Source organism: Lentzea atacamensis (genome assembly GCF_003269295.1).
GTDB lineage: Bacteria > Actinomycetota > Actinomycetes > Mycobacteriales > Pseudonocardiaceae > Lentzea > Lentzea atacamensis.
Map to the genome: position 1 here is coordinate 1,528,495 of NZ_QLTT01000001.1, position 16,004 is coordinate 1,544,498.

Sequence of the window (16,004 nt, forward strand, 5' to 3'; positions counted from 1 at the left end):
ATCCCGTTCACTCGCCCTTTCGGCTTAATCGGGCAACGGTCGTGCACGCTATCAAGGCGCAGCGCACGCGTGTCACCCAGTCGGGTTATTTGGCGTCATCCGATCGAGACCCATACGGCGCGCGCTCGTCCGCACACTCCGTCAGGACCGATGATCGCGGACGCGGAGTATGCCTTGCGTCCGTCACGGCCAAGTTCCCACGCCATGAGCACGTGGTCCACGCCCAGTTCCACCGGCTGCTCCAACTGGGTGACAAACGTGCCCAGCACGAACGCCGGACCGCCGTCGGGGGCGACCGGCTGCGCCGATGGGCAGTCCAACGCCGCCCAGACGATCTCCGGCAGCACGTGCACCCCGTCGTTCGGCAGCACGCCCGCCGGCCGCCAGACGCCGGCCCACTCCTTCCTGCCGTCCAGCGGGCCGAGCAGCGCGGCGATGCCGTCCTCCCGGCCGGGCCCGCAGCCGAAGCACGTCGGGAACGGGTGCTTGTCGCGCCACGGCACCTTCGCGGCGGCCGCGCGGGCCTCGTCCAGCGTCGGAGTCGCGGGTACGCCGAGGTCGAGCGTGGCCGGCTCGGCGGACGCGATCAGGGTCTCGCCGTCGTAAAGCTCACCGCCGCGGACCTCCATCTCGTGGTCGAGCGGCACGGGCTTGCGCAAACGGACACTCACGACCGGCGAGTCGACGTGCGCGGCGAGCAGACCGGCGGAGTAACCGCCGTTGCCCATCCCGGGCGGGCCGTTGAACCGGCTTTCGACCTTCAGAGTGCTCATCACAGGGCCTCCGCGTAGACCCACTGGCCGTTCTCCCTGATGAACCGGCTCCGCTCGTGCACGACGCCACCGACGTAGTGCGCGCGGAACTCGACGACGCCCTCGTTCTGGAGAAGTCCGCCGTTCTCAGTTGCCAGTATTTCGAGCTTCAACCAGCGGTCGGTCGCGTCGATCCCCGCGCTCGCGGGACGGTGTTTCGCGGCCCACGTGCGCAGCAGGTAGTCCTCATCGGACACGGCGAAAGCGCTGTAGCGCGAACGCATCAGCTGCTCGGCGGTGGCGGCGGTGCGGGCACCGGCGTGCAGCGCGCCGCAACAGTCCACATAGGACTGGCCGGTACCGCAGGGGCACAGTTTGTTGTTCACGCACACATTGTGCCTGGTGAACCCGTTAGAACCGATGCCGCACCACGTACGTACACCTTGTCAAGACTGACTCGCGGGAGGCAGAGGAGACGGCAAGTGAGTGTGGAGAGCAGGACTGAGCTCGTACCGCTGCGCACGTGGTTCGGGTTGCGCTGGCGCGGTTACGACCGCGACGAGGTGGACGACTACGTCGCCGAACTGGAAGCGGAGCTTCGCCTGGTGACTGCGGACCGGGACGCGTCAGAAGCCCGTGCCGATGCCCTGGCCAGCAGGTTGATGTCCGTCCAGGAGGAGAACGCCGCCCTTCAGGACGGCCTGCACCGCATCTGCCTGACCCCGATCGACCCGAAGGGCCTGCCGGAACGGCTCGCCCGCATGGTCGCCCTGGCCGAGGAGGAACGCTGTGAGGTCATCAGGGACGCCCAGCTCAAGGCGCTGATGATCGTCGGAGAGGCGGAGCAGCGCGCCCGCAAGCTCGACGAGGAGGCAGCGAACAAGCGCGAGGAGATCCGCGAGGACTTCCGGCTCGCCATGTCGGCCCGCCGCGCGGAAGCGATGCGAGCCCTCGCGGAACTGCGCAACGTCGCCCTCGACGAAGCCGAACGCATCATCGCGGAGGCGAAGGTGCAGAGCGCCAGGGTCGATTAGCGGGCCCCTGCGCCCAGATTTCAACGCGCAGGTCACACCTTTCGCAGCGCTGATGCGAAATTGAGTTCTGTCCTGCGCTTCAGAGCGCTGAGCAGCACAGATCGGAGCGCTCCACCAGCGCCTGATTCGATGAAGAAGACCGGGCGGAGATACCCGAAGAATCTCCGCCCGGTTCCACCTATTCAACAGTCCTATTCGTCCAAAATGGGTCTTGCATTCCATTGAGACGGAATGTTTCCTTCTCCTATGGACATGGGGACAGTCACACCGATCACCGCCTATCTCATCGCGTTCGTGGGCTCCGCTCTCGGCCTGTTGTCGAGTGAACGCGCCCGCAACGCGACGGGGGCGTCACGGAACGGGTGGCTGGCGGTGGCCGCGGTGTCGATCGGCGGGCTGGGTATCTGGGGCATGCACTTCACCGCGATGCTCGGCACCTGGATGGGCGCGAACGTCGCCTACGACATCCCCGTCACGTTGCTGAGCATGGTGGTGGCCATCGTGGTCGTCGCCATCGGACTGGTCGTGGCCCTCAGGCACGACGGCGACGAGCGCTTCTGGCCACTGGCAGCCGGCGGACTGGTCACCGGCCTCGGCGTCGCCGCGATGCACTACACCGGCATGTCGGCGATCGTGATCAATGCCGAGATCACCTACAACCCCGGCATCGTGGCACTCTCCGTCGCGATCGCCGTCGTCGCCTCGATCGTCGCGCTGTGGTTCACGAGAGAGGTCACCGGCCCGCTCACCGTCCTCGGCGCCTCCCTGGTCATGGGACTCGCCGTCACCGGCATGCACTACACCGGCATGCACGCCATGAGCGTCACGGTCGACCAGCGCGCCGCGATCATCACGGGGAACTCCGAGGAGCTGATCATGTCGCTGATCATCGCCGGCGCCGGGTTCAGCGTGATCATCACCTTCCTGCTCGCCCTCACGTCGCCCGACGAGGAACGGCGAGAAGAAGCCGAGGTGCTCGAGCGGGTGCTGCAACGGACCGAGTCACGCCGGCTCGGCCAGCGCTGACTCATTCGTCGTGGAAGTCCGGCACGGTGGTCTCACCGGTCTGCCAGTCACGCCGGATGATCGCGTAGCCCACGGAGTCGTGGCGGTGGCCGGACGCGTCCGGCCACGCCCTGCGGTAGTGCGCTTCCTTCACGTACCCGCAGCGCCGGAACACCCGCCGCATCGCCGCGTTGTCCTGCCTCGTCGTGCCCTCGATGCGCTCGACGTGCGGGAACTCGCTGAAGAGCCGGTCGGTCAGCCACCGCACGACTGCCCGGCCGAGGCCCTTCCCGCGGTGCCGCGCGCTGATCCGCAGGTCGAACATCGGCGTCTCGTCCTCGAGGTCGAAGAGCCGCACGATCCCGGCGCGTTCGCCGTCGACCTCGATCCAGTACGTCTCGTCGTAGTGGTTCTCGGCGACGCGCTTGAGCACGTCAGCCCGGTCGACCCGCGCCTGGACGTGAAACGGCCAGGGCTCGCCGGCGAGGAAGTCGGCCAACGCCTCCGCCTCGCCGGCGACAAACCTGACGAACAACTAGTCCCTCTCGATCAAGTGCCCGATGACGTCCGGACCGGGGTGCGCGTGACCCGAGCCGTCGCGCCGCGGGTCGACGGCGGGCAGCTCGACCGGCGTGCCCTTGTCGTCCGCACCGGCAGGCCTGCTGCCGATCCACGCCAGCACGAGGCGCGACTCGCCCTTGAGGAACCGCTGCGACCGCACACCGCCCGTGGCACGGCCCTTCGCCGGGTACTCGCTGAACGGCGTGACCTTGACGCTCTGCCCCGACGAGGTGACGACCATCGGCTCACCGTGCTCGTCGTCGTCCGTGCGGATCGCCCCGAAGAACACCACGTGCGCGTCGCCGCTCAGGTTGATACCGGCCATGCCGCCACCCTTGAGGCCCTGCGGCCGCACCAGCTTCGCGTCGTAGCGCAGCAACGAGGAGTCACTGCTGACGAAAGCAAGCGTCTCGCTGCCGTCCGTGAGCCACGTGGCACCGACGACCTCGTCGCCGTCCTTGAGCGTGATGACCTCGAACTCGTCCGACCGCACCGGCCACTCCGGCGAGCACACCTTGACCGTGCCGAGCTTCGTGCCGAGCGCGATACCCGGAGACTCCTTCGGGTCGAGCGGCGCGATGCCGACGACCTTCTCGCCCTTGTCCAGCGGCACCAGCTCACTGGCCGCCATGCCGCCGCGCAGACTCACCGTGCCGCTCTGCTCAGGCAGCACCGGCAACGGCAGCACGTCGGTCTTGAACGCGCGGCCCAGGTTCGTGATCAGGATTACCTGGCCACGCGCCGTGGAGTGCACCACCGCCGACACGGCGTCGTGCTTCACCCGGCCCGCCCGCCGCTTGCCCTCGGACACCTCCTCCGACTCGGCCGCGGTGCGCGCGACGAGCCCGGTGGCGCTGAGGATGACCTGGCACGGGTCGTCCGCGACCTCCAGCGGCCCTGCGGGCTTGGACGCCGCCAGCACCTCCTTGAGGTCACCGTCGATGAGGCTGGTCCTGCGGTCCCCGCCGAGCTCCTTGGCCACCGCCGCGAGCTCGGTCGACACGAGCTTCTTCAGCACGCTCTCGTCCTCGAGGATCGCGGTCAGCTCCGCGATCTCCTTGGTGAGCTTGTCCTGCTCGTTCTCCAGCTCGAGCTTGTCGTACCTGGTGAGACGACGCAGCGGCGTGTCGAGGATGTACGAGGCCTGGATCTCCGACAGCTTGAACTGCTTCATCAGGCCGTCCTTGGCGGCAGCGGCGTTCTCGCTGCCCCGGATCAGCTTGATGACCTTGTCGATGTCGAGCAGGGCCTTCAGCAGACCCTCGACCAGGTGCAGCCGCTCCTCACGCTTGCGGCGCCGGAACTTCGTACGCCGCGTGACGACCTCGTACCGGTGCTTGAGGAAGACCTCCAGCAGCTCCTTGAGGCCGAGCGTCTGCGGCTGCCCGTCGACCAGCACCAGGTTGTTGATGCCGAACGACTGCTCCATCGGCGTCAGCCGGTAGAGGTCGGCGAGCAGCGCCTGCGGGTTGACGCCGACCTTGCACTCGATGACGAGCCGGATGCCGTTCTCACGGTCGGTGAGGTCCTTGACGTCCGCGATGCCGGTGAGCCGCTTGGACTTGTTGACCTCGTCGGTGATCTTCTCGACGATCCGCTCCGCACCCACGCCGTACGGCAGCTGCGTGACCGTGATCGCCTGCCGCCCCCTGCTGCCCTCGAGCAGGCCGATCTCGACCTTCGCGCGCATCCTGACCACACCGCGCCCGGTCTCGTAGGCCTTCCTGACCTCGTCGAGCCCCAGCAGCATGCCGCCGGTAGGCAGGTCGGGCCCCGGCACGAACTCCATGAGCTTGTCGAGGCTCGCGTCCGGGTGCGTGATCAGCCACCGCGCCGCCCCGACGACCTCGCGCAGGTTGTGCGGGATCATGTTCGTCGCCATGCCGACCGCAATGCCGGACGTGCCGTTGACCAGCAGGTTCGGGAACGCCGCCGGCAGCACCGACGGCTCCTCCAGCGAACCGTCGTAGTTCGGCCGGAAGTCGACGGTCTCCTCGTTCAGCTCACCGACGAGCTGCATGGCGACCGGCGACATGCGGCACTCGGTGTAGCGCGCCGCGGCCGGCCCGTCGTCCGGTGATCCGAAGTTGCCATGACCGTCAATGAGCGGTTCGTTGAGGCTGAAGTCCTGCGCGAGACGGACCAACGCGTCGTAGATCGCGCTATCGCCGTGAGGATGGTACTTGCCCATGCAGTCCCCCGTGACACGGGCGGACTTCACGTACGCGTGGCTCGGCCGGTACCCCTGCTCGTGCATCGAGTACAGGATGCGGCGGTGCACCGGCTTGAGGCCGTCCCGCGCGTCCGGCAGTGCCCGCGAATGGATGACCGAGTACGCGTACTCCAGGTACGAGTCCTCGATCTCGGTCTTCAGCGAGTTGTCGAGAACCTTCGCACCGGCCCGGTCGAACGCGGCGGGGTCGACCTTGGTCGTGGGTCCCTTGCGGCGTGCCACTTGGTAACTCTTTCTCTTCGGGCTTAGAGGTCGATGGCGGACTGGTCGACCCGTGCGGCGGACTCGACGAGCCAGTTGCGGCGCGGCTCGACCTTCTCGCCCATCAGCAGTTCCAGCGCGGTCTCGGCGGCGTCGACGTCGTCCATGGTGATGCGGCGGACCGAGCGGGTGGCCGGGTTCATCGTGGTCTCCCACAACTCGTCCGCGTCCATCTCGCCCAGGCCCTTGAACCGCGGCACCGGCGTGACGACCTGCTTGCCCGCCTTCTCCAGCTGCGCGACCTTCTGCTCCATCTGGCGCTGGGTGAAGGTGAAGTGCGTTTCGGGGTTGCGCCCGCGGGTCATCACCTTGTGCAGCGGCGGCATGGCGGCGTAGAGCCGTCCGTCCTCGATCACCGGCCGCATGTACTTGGCGAACAACGTGATCAGCAACGTGCGGATGTGGCTGCCGTCGACGTCCGCGTCGGCCATCAGGATCACGCGGCCGTACCGCATCTGCGAGATGTCGAACGTGCGGCCCGTGCCGGCGCCGAGCACCTGGACGATGGAAGCGATCTCGGCGTTGCGCAGGGTGTCCGCGAGTGAGGCCTTCTGGACGTTGAGAATCTTGCCGCGCAACGGAAGCAGCGCCTGGTACTCGGAGACGCGAGCCATTCTGGCCGAGCCGAGGGCGCTGTCGCCTTCCACGAGGAACAGCTCACTGCGCGAAACACCCGTCGTGCGGCAGTCGACCAGCTTCGCCGGCATCGCCGCACCCTCGAGCGCCGTCTTCCGCCGCGCCGCGTCCTTCTGCTGCTTCTGCGTCAGCCGCACGCGCGAGGCGTCGACGACCTTCTGCAGCACGGTCTTGGCCTCGACCTTGGTCTTGCGGTCCTCGGTCCAGGCGCGGATCTGCTGGTCGACGATGCCCTGCAGGACCTTGGTGATGCCCGCGGTGGACAGCTCGTCCTTGGTCTGCGAGGTGAACTGCGGCTCCGGGATGCGGACGTGGATGACCGCGGTCATGCCCTCCAGCACGTCGTCGAGGGTCGGCATCTCCTCCTTGGGCTTCAACAGCCCGCGGGTCTTGGAGATGGCGTCCTGCACGGACTTCAGCACGGCGCGGTCGAAGCCGCGGCGGTGGGTGCCGCCGTGCACGTTGCGGATGGTGTTCGTGAAGCACTCGACGGTGCGTTCGTAGCCGGTGCCCCAGCGGAGTGCGACCTCGACCTCGGCCTGACGCTCCACTTTGGACCGCATCACGCCGTTCTCGTCGGCGGCGTTCTCGAAGTAGGTGCCGGAGCCGGTGATCACCAGGGTGCCCGAGACCGCGCGGTCGCCGGACGGTGCGAGGAACTCGACCATGTCCGTCAAACCGTTGGGATAGTGGAAGACCTCTTCGGAGATCGAGTCTTCCAGCGCGGTCTTCAGCACGTAGGTGACGCCCGGCACGAGGAAGGCCGTGTTGCGCAGCTTCATGCGGACGGTCTCGACGTCGAGCGCGGCGCCGTTCTCGAAGTAGCGGGCGTCGTACCAGTAGCGGATCGACGTGCCGGTCGACTCGTTGCGCTTCATCTTGCCGACGACGTTCAGGCCGTTCTGGCGCGTGAACTTCGCTTTGGGGCCCGGGCCGTCGAAGACGCCGGGAACGCCGTGGGCGAACGACATCTCGTGCACCTTGCCGCCACGCCGCACGGTGACGTCGAACCGGTGGGAGAGCGCGTTGACGGCCGAGGCGCCGACGCCGTGCAGGCCGCCGGAGGTCTTGTAGCCGGAGCCGCCGAACTTGCCGCCGGCGTGCAGCTTGGTCAGCACCAGCTCCACACCGGACAGACCGGACTTGGCGTGCACGTCGGTCGGGATGCCGCGGCCGTCGTCGTCGACCTGGACGCTGCCGTCGGCGTGCAGGGTGACCACGACCTTGGTCGCGTGCCCTGCGACGCCCTCGTCCGTCGAGTTGTCGACGATCTCGCTGAAGAGGTGGTTGATGCCCCGGCTGTCGGTCGACCCGATGTACATGCCTGGCCGCTTGCGGACGGCCTCCAGACCCTCGAGGTGCGTGAGGTCGTCGGCCCCGTACAGGGTCTCTGCGGTCACGGGTGTAGCTCCCTGGTTGTGTGCGGACTGCCTGCAGGGTATCCGCCCGCACTGACAATTCTTCGCAGGACGCCCGTCATGGACGTGGAAACCGCCCTGGGTGGTGCGTCACAAAGCCCGGCGCCACGATCTCCGTGCGGGGTGGAGTCGTGGTCCAGTCCTGGAGTACCCGCATCTCAGGGCCGTACTGACCGGCCAGACCGTTCAGATCCGCGACTGGCCAGTGCCCGGAGGAGATCCGGTGCTCCAGGACACGCAGGGCCACGAGCTCTTCGGCCGCCGTGTGCATGCAATGTCCGGCGCGGTTGACGTAGAGCCGGCGGACGTCACGCGCGCGGTACGCGCCTGCGTGCTCCACGCCGGTCGGGTCGCCGAGTGCGTGCAGCGTCACCACGGGTGCCTTCGCGTGGCCGGTCGGGTCCCCGTACTCGTGCAGCCAGCGCACGGCCTTCGCCTCCGATTCCACTCGTGGTGCCGCGGCGAGTGCCCGCAGGTCTTCTTCCACCGGCACTCCCGCGTCTCGGTACGCCGCCCGCACCAGGTCCTTCTGGGCGGACCGTTCGAGCAGCACCCGGTAGTCCACACCCGTGTTCCAGCTCGGGTTGCCGCCGGCGCGGGTCTCGATGTCGGCCCGGCCGCTTCCCCACGCGAGCGATCGCGCCAGCGTTCGGTCGTGAACGGCTGCCTGCGTCACGGCCGTCACGACGTCGGTCGGCCGCGTTTCGTGCACCCTGGACCAGGCGGGGATACCCGCGACGGCGTTCGCCAGAGCCAGCCGCGCCCGTCCGTGAGCGGTCGTCAACGCGGAGTCGATCGCCGTGACCGCCCGTTTCTCGTTCACCGGGACGTCCGTGATCCGGGTGAGCTCCAGCGAGGGCTCCAGCAGGGTGCGGAACACGAAGCCCAGGTCGAGGAGCTGGTTGGAGCGCATCACGGCACCGCCCAGCGCCCCGCACAGGGCGAGGACGCCGTCGAACCGCGACCGCTCCCCCAGCATCACCGAGGTCAGGCCGCCCAGCGACGATCCCCACGCGATGACCCGCCGGGGCTTCGCGACCTCCCTGCTGAACCAGGACACGAGCGCGGGCTGGTCACGCAGCGCGTCCGGTACGGCGTGGCCGTGCGGCACCCGGTACCTCGAGGCCGCGAGGGCGTAGCCGCGGGCCAGCAGCTCGTCCCGCGCCGCCGGTCGTGACGCCATCTCGACGGGCGGGTTGTAGCCGGCGGGATAGGTGCCGTGGCTGTACAGCAAAAGCGTGCCGTTCCAACGGGACGGCACCTCGACGCGATACTCCGCGCCGTCTGTCTGTCCGGTGTGGACGGTCAGCGGCGATGGCTCCACCGGCATCATCAGCGACACCGCGAGCAGCAACTTTCCCAGCATCGAAATCTCCTCTCGGCGATCAGACCGGTAACAGCCTCTCGATCACCGGGAGCAAGCGCGTCCGACGAGACGATGCATCGGAGTACGCGGGGTTGCGTACGTGACCCGGTCGAGACCTTCCCGAAATTGACCCGTGAACCGGGATGAACACCGGCACGTATGCCCCGATGTCAACAACGGACGACGGGACGGAGTGATCGTGCGCCATGGTGTGGACTCGGCGGGTCTTTTCCAGCAGACCGCGCACAGCCCGTCCTACTTCGAGCTGACGCGGACCGGTGCCGGGGAACTCGTCGACTTCTGCATCCCGTGCAACCCGTACTTCCCGACTCCGGAGATGTTCGAGGAGCTCTCGAAGAACCTCGAATCGATCCTGAAGTTCTACCCCAGCGACTCGTCCAAGATCGCTCAGCAGCTCTCCGCGGTGCTGGGACTCAACCCGGCCACGATCGCCATGTCGAACGGGTCCACCGAGCTCATCACGTGGATGGACCACATGTGGATCCACGACAGCATCGCGATCCCGATCCCCACCTTCGGCAGGTGGACAGACCAGCCGATGGAGAGCAACAAGCGGGTCGACATGTTCCTGCTCCAGGAGAGCAACAACTTCGAGCTCGACATCGACGAGTACATCAAGTTCATCCGCACCCGCGGCAGCAGGGTCGCGGTCCTCTGCAACCCGAACAACCCCGACGGCGGCTACCTGCCACGCCGGGAGATCGTCCGGTTCATGGACGAGCTCGCCGACCTGGACCTCATCGTCATCGACGAGTCGTTCATCGACTTCGTCGAGGTCGAGCGCAACCCGTCCGTCGCAGCGGAGGCGTCCATCCGGCCCAACGCGGTCGTGCTGAAGAGCCTCGGCAAGAACTTCGGCCTGCACGGCATCCGGTTCGGCTACCTGGTCGCGAACCCCGGGCTCGCCGGCAAGATGCGGCAGACGCTGCCGAAGTGGAATCTCAACTCTCTCGCGGAAACCGTCGTGTTCATGCTGGCCGAGCACGAGGGCGAGTACGCGGAGAGCCTGCGACTGCTCAGCCGCGACCGCTACCGCATGGGCATGGAGCTGTCGCGCATCCCCGATCTCACCGTGTACTCGTCGCAGGCCAACTTCCTGCTGGTCAAGCTCGGCGGCGGGGTCGACGGCCGCGAGCTGCGCGACCACCTGCTGTCCCGCCACCAGGTCTTCATCCGCGAGTGCGGCAACAAGCTCGGCATGAGCAGCCGTTTCGCGCGCCTGGTGGTGCGGCCGGAGCGGGACGTCGACCGGCTGGTCGAAGGCATCCGCGACTTCACCCAAGCGAGGTGGGCGACCGAACACCCCAGTCACTCCAGCGAACCGTCGCTGTTGATGCACAGCGCCTGAGTCCAAGAAACCGAAAGGCAGACCCGGAAATGTCATCACCGCACGTCCTCAGCGGTCGGCGCGGCCAGGTGGCTGCGGCCGCGCTGGTGGCCGCCACACTGCTCAACGCGGCCATGTTCGGCGGTACCAACGCCACCGCCTCGTCACACCGAGAGGCCCCGCTCATCGCGGGCGACCCGGCCGTGGACAACACGGACCTCTACGCCTTCGTCAGTCCCGACCACAAGGACACCGTGACGCTGGTCGGCAACTGGTCCGGTTTCCAGGAACCCAACGGCGGTCCCAACTTCTTCCCGTTCGCCCAGGACGCGCAGTACGACTTCAACATCGACAACGACGGTGACGCCAAGCCCGACATCGTCCTGCGCTGGCAGTTCCACAACGACGACCGCCGCAAGAACAACACGTTCCTCTACACCAACGGCGCCGTCGAGTCGCTGGACGACGAGAACCTGCTGTTCCGCCAGCGCTACAACCTGGAGGCGATCTACGAGAACGGCCAGAAGGTCAAGCTCGCCAACAACGCCCCGGTCGCGCCGTCGCCCAACGGCCCGGCTTCCATGCCGGACTTCAAGAAGCTGCGCGACCAGGCGATCGTGCAGATCCCCGGTGGCGGCAAGGTCTACGTCGGCCCGTCCGAGGACGCGTTCTTCGCCGACCTGAGGGTGTTCGACCTGCTCTACGGCGGCAACCTGAGCGAGGTCGGCCAGGACACGCTGCGCGGCTACAACGTCAACACCATCGCGATCCAGCTGCCCAAGCAGGCGCTCGCGCTGAAGAACGACGCGAACCGCAACCCGAACATCGGCATCTGGAGCACCACGCAGCGCCGCACGATGAAGCTCTCGCCCGGCAAGGCGGAGGCGGTCGGTGACTTCGTGCAGGTCTCCCGTCTGGGCAACCCGCTGGTGAACGAGGTCGTGGCGCCCGCGGGCCTCAAGGACGCGTTCAACGGCCTGCGTCCCGAGCAGGACGCCGGTGTCAAGGAGCTCGTCGACCGGGTCGTGAACCCCGAGCTGCCGAAGCTGATCGAGGCCATCTACAAGATCCCGGCGCCGAAGGGCCAGCGCGACGACCTGGCCGAGATCTTCCTGACCGGCATCAGCACCAAGATCGGCGCTCAGATCAACGCCGACCTGAACTCGCAGATCAACAACGCGGACGTCGACAAGAACAGGTTCCGCCCTGCCGAGATGCTGCGGCTGAACATGTCGATCAACCCCAACGCGAACCCGAACCGTCTCGGCCTGCTCGCCGGTGACACGCAGGGCTTCCCCAACGGCCGCCGTCTCGCCGACGACGTGGTGGACATCGCCGTCCAGGCGATGGAGGGTGCCGCGGCGTCCGGCAAGATCGTCGACGCGCTCGCCACGGGTGACAAGGTCGACGCGAACGACCAGGCGTTCGAGGCGAACTTCCCGTACGTGGCACTGCCTCGCAACGGCACCGCCGTCAACGCCAACGGCAACACGGCGAACGTCGCGGTGAACCCGGTGGGCCAGATCGGCAGCCTGGACCCGATGGCGATGACCACCGCGGTCGGTTCCGCGTTCGTGTTCGGTGCGGGCTTCTGGTTGTTCCGCAAGCGCCAGCAGCAGATCCGCAAGTACGGGTCGCACTCGAAGTGAAGTACCAAATGAGGCAAGCGGTCGCGGTGGGTCTCCTGGCCACCGCGGTGCTTGTCCACCTCGCCGCCTCCGGTCCTGCCGACAGCAGGGCCGGAGGCGCGCAATCCGAACCCGTTCCGGTTGTCGCGCAGCAGAACCACATGCACCGCGTGGTGCACCAGCTGCAGCAGCGACTGCACCGCGTGCCCGACGACACCGCGTCGTGGGCCCAGCTCGGTGCGTCCTATGTGGAACTGGCGCGCGTCACGGCCGATCCCGCGTACTACGCGAAAGCCGAAGGCGCCCTGAAGAACGCGGGCGACACGGGCCTGGCCGCCATCGGCATGGGCACGCTGGCCAACGCCCGCCACGACTTCCACGCCGCCCGCGACTGGGCGGCGAAGGCGATCGCCGCGCTTCCGCACTCCGCGGAGGCGTACGGCGTGCTGGCCGACGCGTTGACGCAGCTCGGCGACGACGCGGGTGCCCAGAACGCGGTGCAGAAGATGCTGGACCTCAAGCCCAACACGGCATCGTTCGCCCGCGCTTCCTTCCACCTGGAGCTCCACGGCGACGTCGACGGTGCCCGCGACGCGATGACGCGCGCGCTCACCGCCGCCTCGACGCCGGAGGAGATCGCGTTCTGCCGCTACCGGCTGGGCGAACTCGCGTTCGACCACAACCGGCTCGACGAAGCCGCGCAGCACTACGAGCAGGGACTGGCGGCGAGAGGAGACGACATGACTCTCACTCAGGGCAAGGCGAAGGTCGCGGCGGCACGGGGTGAGACCCCGGTGGCGCTCGACGCCTACCGCAAGCTCGTGGCCCGCGCTCCCCTCCCCCAGTACCTGCAGGAGTACGCGGAGCTGCTGGAGGCCAGCGGCAAGCCGGAGGAGGCGGCCAGGCAGTACGACGTGCTGACCGAGCAGCAGCGGCTGATGGAGTCGCAGGGCGCTTCCGACGATCTGGCCGCGGCTCTCGTGGCCGCCGACCGGGGCGACGGCGTGCAGGCGCTGCGCCGGGCGGAGTCGGAGTGGAGCAAGCGGCAGAGCGTGTTCGTGGCCGACGCGATGGCGTGGGCGCTGCACATGAACGGCCGCGACGCCGAAGCGCTGGAGTACTCGGACAAGGCCAACGCCCTGGGCTGGCAGAACGCCACGTTCTCCTACCACCGCGGCATGATCCTCGCCGCGCTCGGCCGGGTCGCCGAGGCCCAGGAGGCGTTGGTGCAGGCGTTGCGGCTGAACGCGAACTTCTCCCCGCTGCAGGCGCTGAAGGCGGGCCGCAAGCTCGCCGAGCTGCGAGGCGGCAGGTGAGCCTGTCCAGCTGGGTCGTGCGGCCCGTCCTGGTCTTGGCTCTCCTGCTGGCGGGCATCTTCTTCATCAACGGCGAAGCGTCCGCGCACCCGCTGGGCAACTTCAGCGTCAACCACTACCACGGCCTGCACCTGCACCCGGACCGCATCGACCTCAGATCCGTGGTCGACGTGGCGGAGATCCCGACACTGCAGGAGAACCTGAAGGCCCGGGACGCGAAGCAGTGGTGCGACGAGGTCTCCAGGACCGACCAGTCCACGGTGGACGGCCGGCGCATCACCTGGACGCTCGCCAGTTCCACCAAGGAACACCCGGTGGGCCAGGCCGATCTCATCACGACCAGGCTGGTCTGCGAGTTCACCGCCAGGGTCGACCTCGACCGGCCGGCCCGGCTGGAGTTCCGCGACGAGTCGAACGTCGACCGGGTCGGCTGGCGCGAGATCACGGCTGCCGGCACCGGGATCAGGCTGACGGACTCGAAGGTTCCGTCCGAGAGCATCAGCAACGAGCTCAGGACGTATCCGGAGGACCTGCTCAGCAACCCGATGGACGTCCGGTCCGTCACGTTCAACGCCGAGCCGGGCGGCGGGTCCGAGCCGAAGCAGGCCGACAGCGCTCCCGGCGGCTCCCCGATCCAGTCGTTGAGCGTCACCGCGTCCGCCCTGAACGACATCCTGGGCAGCGACGACCTCACGCCGTGGCTCGGGTTCCTCGCTCTGCTGTTGTCGCTGGTGCTCGGCGCGTCGCACGCGGCGTTGCCCGGTCACGGCAAGACGCTCATCGCCGCGTACCTCGCCGGCCGTCAGGGCAGGCCGAGGGACGCGTTCATCGTCGGTGCCTCGGTGACCGCCACGCACACCGGTGGCGTCCTGGTGCTCGGCCTGGTCATCAGTGCCTCGTCGGCGCTGGCAGGTGAGCAGGTGCTGCGCTGGCTCGGGCTGGTCAGCGGTGTGCTGATCACGGTGATCGGCGTGATGCTGCTGCGCTCGGCCACCACCCGGGAACCCGCGCTCGCCCTCGCCGGGGTCGGCCACGGTCACGGGCACGGCCACGGACATGGGCACGGTCACGGACATGGGCACGGTCACGGACATGGGCACGGAACCGGGCACGGTCACGGGTACAGCCGGGCAAGCCTGATCGGCATGGGCGCGGCCAACGGCCTCGTTCCGTCACCCTCCGCGCTCGTCGTTCTCCTCGGAGCCATGGCCTTGGGCCGAACGTGGTTCGGCGTCCTGCTGGTCCTCGGTTACGGATTCGGCATGGCCGCGACTCTCACGGCTGTCGGATTGCTGCTGGTGAAAGCCCGTGAACGCATCGAGAAAGTCCTGGACGGCCGTGCCACCCGCGTGCTCTCGCATTACGCACCCGTCGGCACAGCCGCGATGGTGATCGTGGTGGGAGCATGGCTCACATTGCAGGCTGTCTGAATTACACCAATGTAAGAAGGGCCCGGATTCCACTGGAATCCGGGCCCTTGTCCGTTCTGCCCCTACTTCTGCAGGTTCGCCGCCACGAACGTCTTGCCCTCGGCGTTCTCGACCACGACCGACTTCACCTGGTCGGGCGGCACACTCACCAGACCCGACACCTTGGCACCCTCGACCCTGCCCTTCTCGGACGAGGTCCAGACGTGAGCCTCGGTCTTCGTGCCGTCCGTCCCGACCACGATCAGCTTGCACCTCTGCGCGGCCGGCAGGCCGTTGATCTCGGCCTTGACCAGGTAGCGGTCCTGCGACGACTGCGTCATCTCCGCCACCAGCCTGATCCCGCCGGCCGCTGTCGCCTCGCCCGTGTAGGACGCGGCGGTGCTCGATCCAGGTGACTGGTTCTGCATGAACACAGCACCACCCCCGAACGCGACCACCGCGGCGACAGCCGCGGCGGCGAGGTAGCCCGGCCAGCGCCGGGGCTTGGCGTGCTGCGGTTCGGGTAGTTCCTCCACCGGCCGCGGACTGGCTCTGGGACGAGACTCCGCGACCCGCTGCTGCGGGACGGCGGACTCGTTCCTGATCTGCCGCAGCGCACGCTGCAGCACCAGGTCCGACGGCTTGGGCAGGTCGGCTTCGAGCTCGTGCAGAAATGCCTCACGAGGCACCTCGTCGAGCACCTTGCGGATCCGATGGAAGTCGGCGACCTGCGCACGGCAGGACGGACAGCCCCTCAGATGCTGCTCCACGCCAAGACTCTCGTGCGCGTCCAGAACGCCGAGCGCGTAGCAGCCAAGGGTGACCGCGTCGTGCGCGCCAGCTGTCATACGACCTCCTCGTCGTCCCGATTCGACCCCCGCGGCGAAACGGTGTCACAAGGGAAAACGCGGAGATAGGAGTGGTTGGTTCAGGTCGCGAACGAGTTCATTCTGATTGCTCATAACAATGGCATTACGTAACCGCGCCACTACGGTTCATGGGCTGTCTGAGCTGCGCATTTCACTCGATCGGCGGCT

General features: G+C 67.8%; 13 protein-coding genes. 6 read left to right on the forward strand and 7 right to left on the reverse strand.

Features of this window, described 5'->3' with window-relative positions; translation table 11 throughout:
• Positions 1–95 precede the first annotated feature (95 nt).
• Entirely contained in the window at positions 96–773 is a 678-nt protein-coding gene (locus C8D87_RS07255; protein WP_112225995.1) for a hypothetical protein, read from the reverse strand.
• Complete coding sequence (locus tag C8D87_RS07260) at positions 773–1,144, reverse strand: YchJ family protein (RefSeq protein WP_407656898.1); 372 nt, start codon at positions 1,142–1,144, stop codon at positions 773–775. Before C8D87_RS07260 ends, C8D87_RS07255 begins: the two co-directional genes overlap by 1 nt.
• Positions 1,145–1,234: 90 nt before the next feature.
• On the opposite strand from C8D87_RS07260, the gene C8D87_RS07265 reads away from it, so the two are divergent.
• Complete coding sequence (locus C8D87_RS07265) at positions 1,235–1,786, forward strand: DivIVA domain-containing protein (protein WP_170166337.1); 552 nt, start codon at positions 1,235–1,237, stop codon at positions 1,784–1,786.
• Between the two features lie 252 nt (positions 1,787–2,038).
• On the forward strand, positions 2,039–2,812 hold the full coding sequence (locus C8D87_RS07270) for an MHYT domain-containing protein (protein ID WP_170166338.1): 774 nt from the start codon (positions 2,039–2,041) through the stop codon (positions 2,810–2,812).
• 1 nt (position 2,813) lies between these two features.
• On the opposite strand, the gene C8D87_RS07275 is transcribed toward C8D87_RS07270, so the two are convergent.
• From C8D87_RS07275 to C8D87_RS07290, 4 genes are all read right to left on the reverse strand, one after another.
• Complete coding sequence (locus tag C8D87_RS07275; protein WP_112225998.1) at positions 2,814–3,326, reverse strand: GNAT family N-acetyltransferase; 513 nt, start codon at positions 3,324–3,326, stop codon at positions 2,814–2,816.
• On the reverse strand, positions 3,327–5,807 hold the full coding sequence (locus tag C8D87_RS07280) for a DNA gyrase/topoisomerase IV subunit A (protein ID WP_112225999.1): 2,481 nt from the start codon (positions 5,805–5,807) through the stop codon (positions 3,327–3,329).
• Positions 5,808–5,830: 23 nt separating this feature from the next.
• Complete coding sequence (locus C8D87_RS07285) at positions 5,831–7,882, reverse strand: DNA gyrase/topoisomerase IV subunit B (protein ID WP_109635964.1); 2,052 nt, start codon at positions 7,880–7,882, stop codon at positions 5,831–5,833.
• Positions 7,883–7,958: 76 nt separating this feature from the next.
• On the reverse strand, positions 7,959–9,266 hold the full coding sequence (locus tag C8D87_RS07290; protein ID WP_233441957.1) for a hypothetical protein: 1,308 nt from the start codon (positions 9,264–9,266) through the stop codon (positions 7,959–7,961).
• 199 nt (positions 9,267–9,465) lie between these two features.
• Here C8D87_RS07290 and C8D87_RS07295 point away from each other — a divergent pair, with 199 nt between their 5' ends.
• The 4 genes from C8D87_RS07295 to C8D87_RS07310 are packed head-to-tail and all read left to right on the forward strand — an operon-like array spanning position 9,466 to position 14,988.
• Entirely contained in the window at positions 9,466–10,635 is a 1,170-nt protein-coding gene (locus C8D87_RS07295) for a pyridoxal phosphate-dependent aminotransferase (RefSeq protein ID WP_112226322.1), read from the forward strand.
• Between the two features lie 29 nt (positions 10,636–10,664).
• A complete protein-coding gene (locus C8D87_RS07300; protein WP_109635959.1) occupies positions 10,665–12,263 on the forward strand; it encodes a DUF4331 domain-containing protein in 1,599 nt (532 codons plus the stop codon).
• Between the two features lie 8 nt (positions 12,264–12,271).
• Entirely contained in the window at positions 12,272–13,558 is a 1,287-nt protein-coding gene (locus C8D87_RS07305) for a tetratricopeptide repeat protein (RefSeq protein WP_112226001.1), read from the forward strand.
• Positions 13,555–14,988 (forward strand): nickel/cobalt transporter, encoded by a 1,434-nt coding sequence (locus C8D87_RS07310; protein WP_233441958.1) that lies wholly within the window; start codon positions 13,555–13,557, stop codon positions 14,986–14,988. Before C8D87_RS07305 ends, C8D87_RS07310 begins: the two co-directional genes overlap by 4 nt.
• Positions 14,989–15,050: 62 nt before the next feature.
• Here C8D87_RS07310 and C8D87_RS07315 read toward each other — a convergent pair whose 3' ends face one another.
• The gene (locus C8D87_RS07315) at positions 15,051–15,815 is read right to left on the reverse strand and encodes an anti-sigma factor family protein (RefSeq protein WP_109635946.1); all 765 of its coding nucleotides are present in this window, start codon (positions 15,813–15,815) and stop codon (positions 15,051–15,053) included.
• Between the last annotated feature and the right edge of the window lie 189 nt (positions 15,816–16,004).

Bases quoted from the DNA above. Each gene is read 5' to 3' on its own strand.
- C8D87_RS07255 (WP_112225995.1), bottom strand. From the start codon at position 773: ATGAGCACTCTGAAGGTCGAAAGCCGGTTCAACGGCCCGCCCGGGATG.
- C8D87_RS07270 (WP_170166338.1), top strand. From the start codon at position 2,039: ATGGGGACAGTCACACCGATCACCGCCTATCTCATCGCGTTCGTGGGC.
- C8D87_RS07290 (WP_233441957.1), bottom strand. From the start codon at position 9,266: ATGCTGGGAAAGTTGCTGCTCGCGGTGTCGCTGATGATGCCGGTGGAG.
- C8D87_RS07300 (WP_109635959.1), top strand. From the start codon at position 10,665: ATGTCATCACCGCACGTCCTCAGCGGTCGGCGCGGCCAGGTGGCTGCG.
- C8D87_RS07305 (WP_112226001.1), top strand. From the start codon at position 12,272: ATGAGGCAAGCGGTCGCGGTGGGTCTCCTGGCCACCGCGGTGCTTGTC.
- C8D87_RS07315 (WP_109635946.1), bottom strand. From the start codon at position 15,815: ATGACAGCTGGCGCGCACGACGCGGTCACCCTTGGCTGCTACGCGCTC.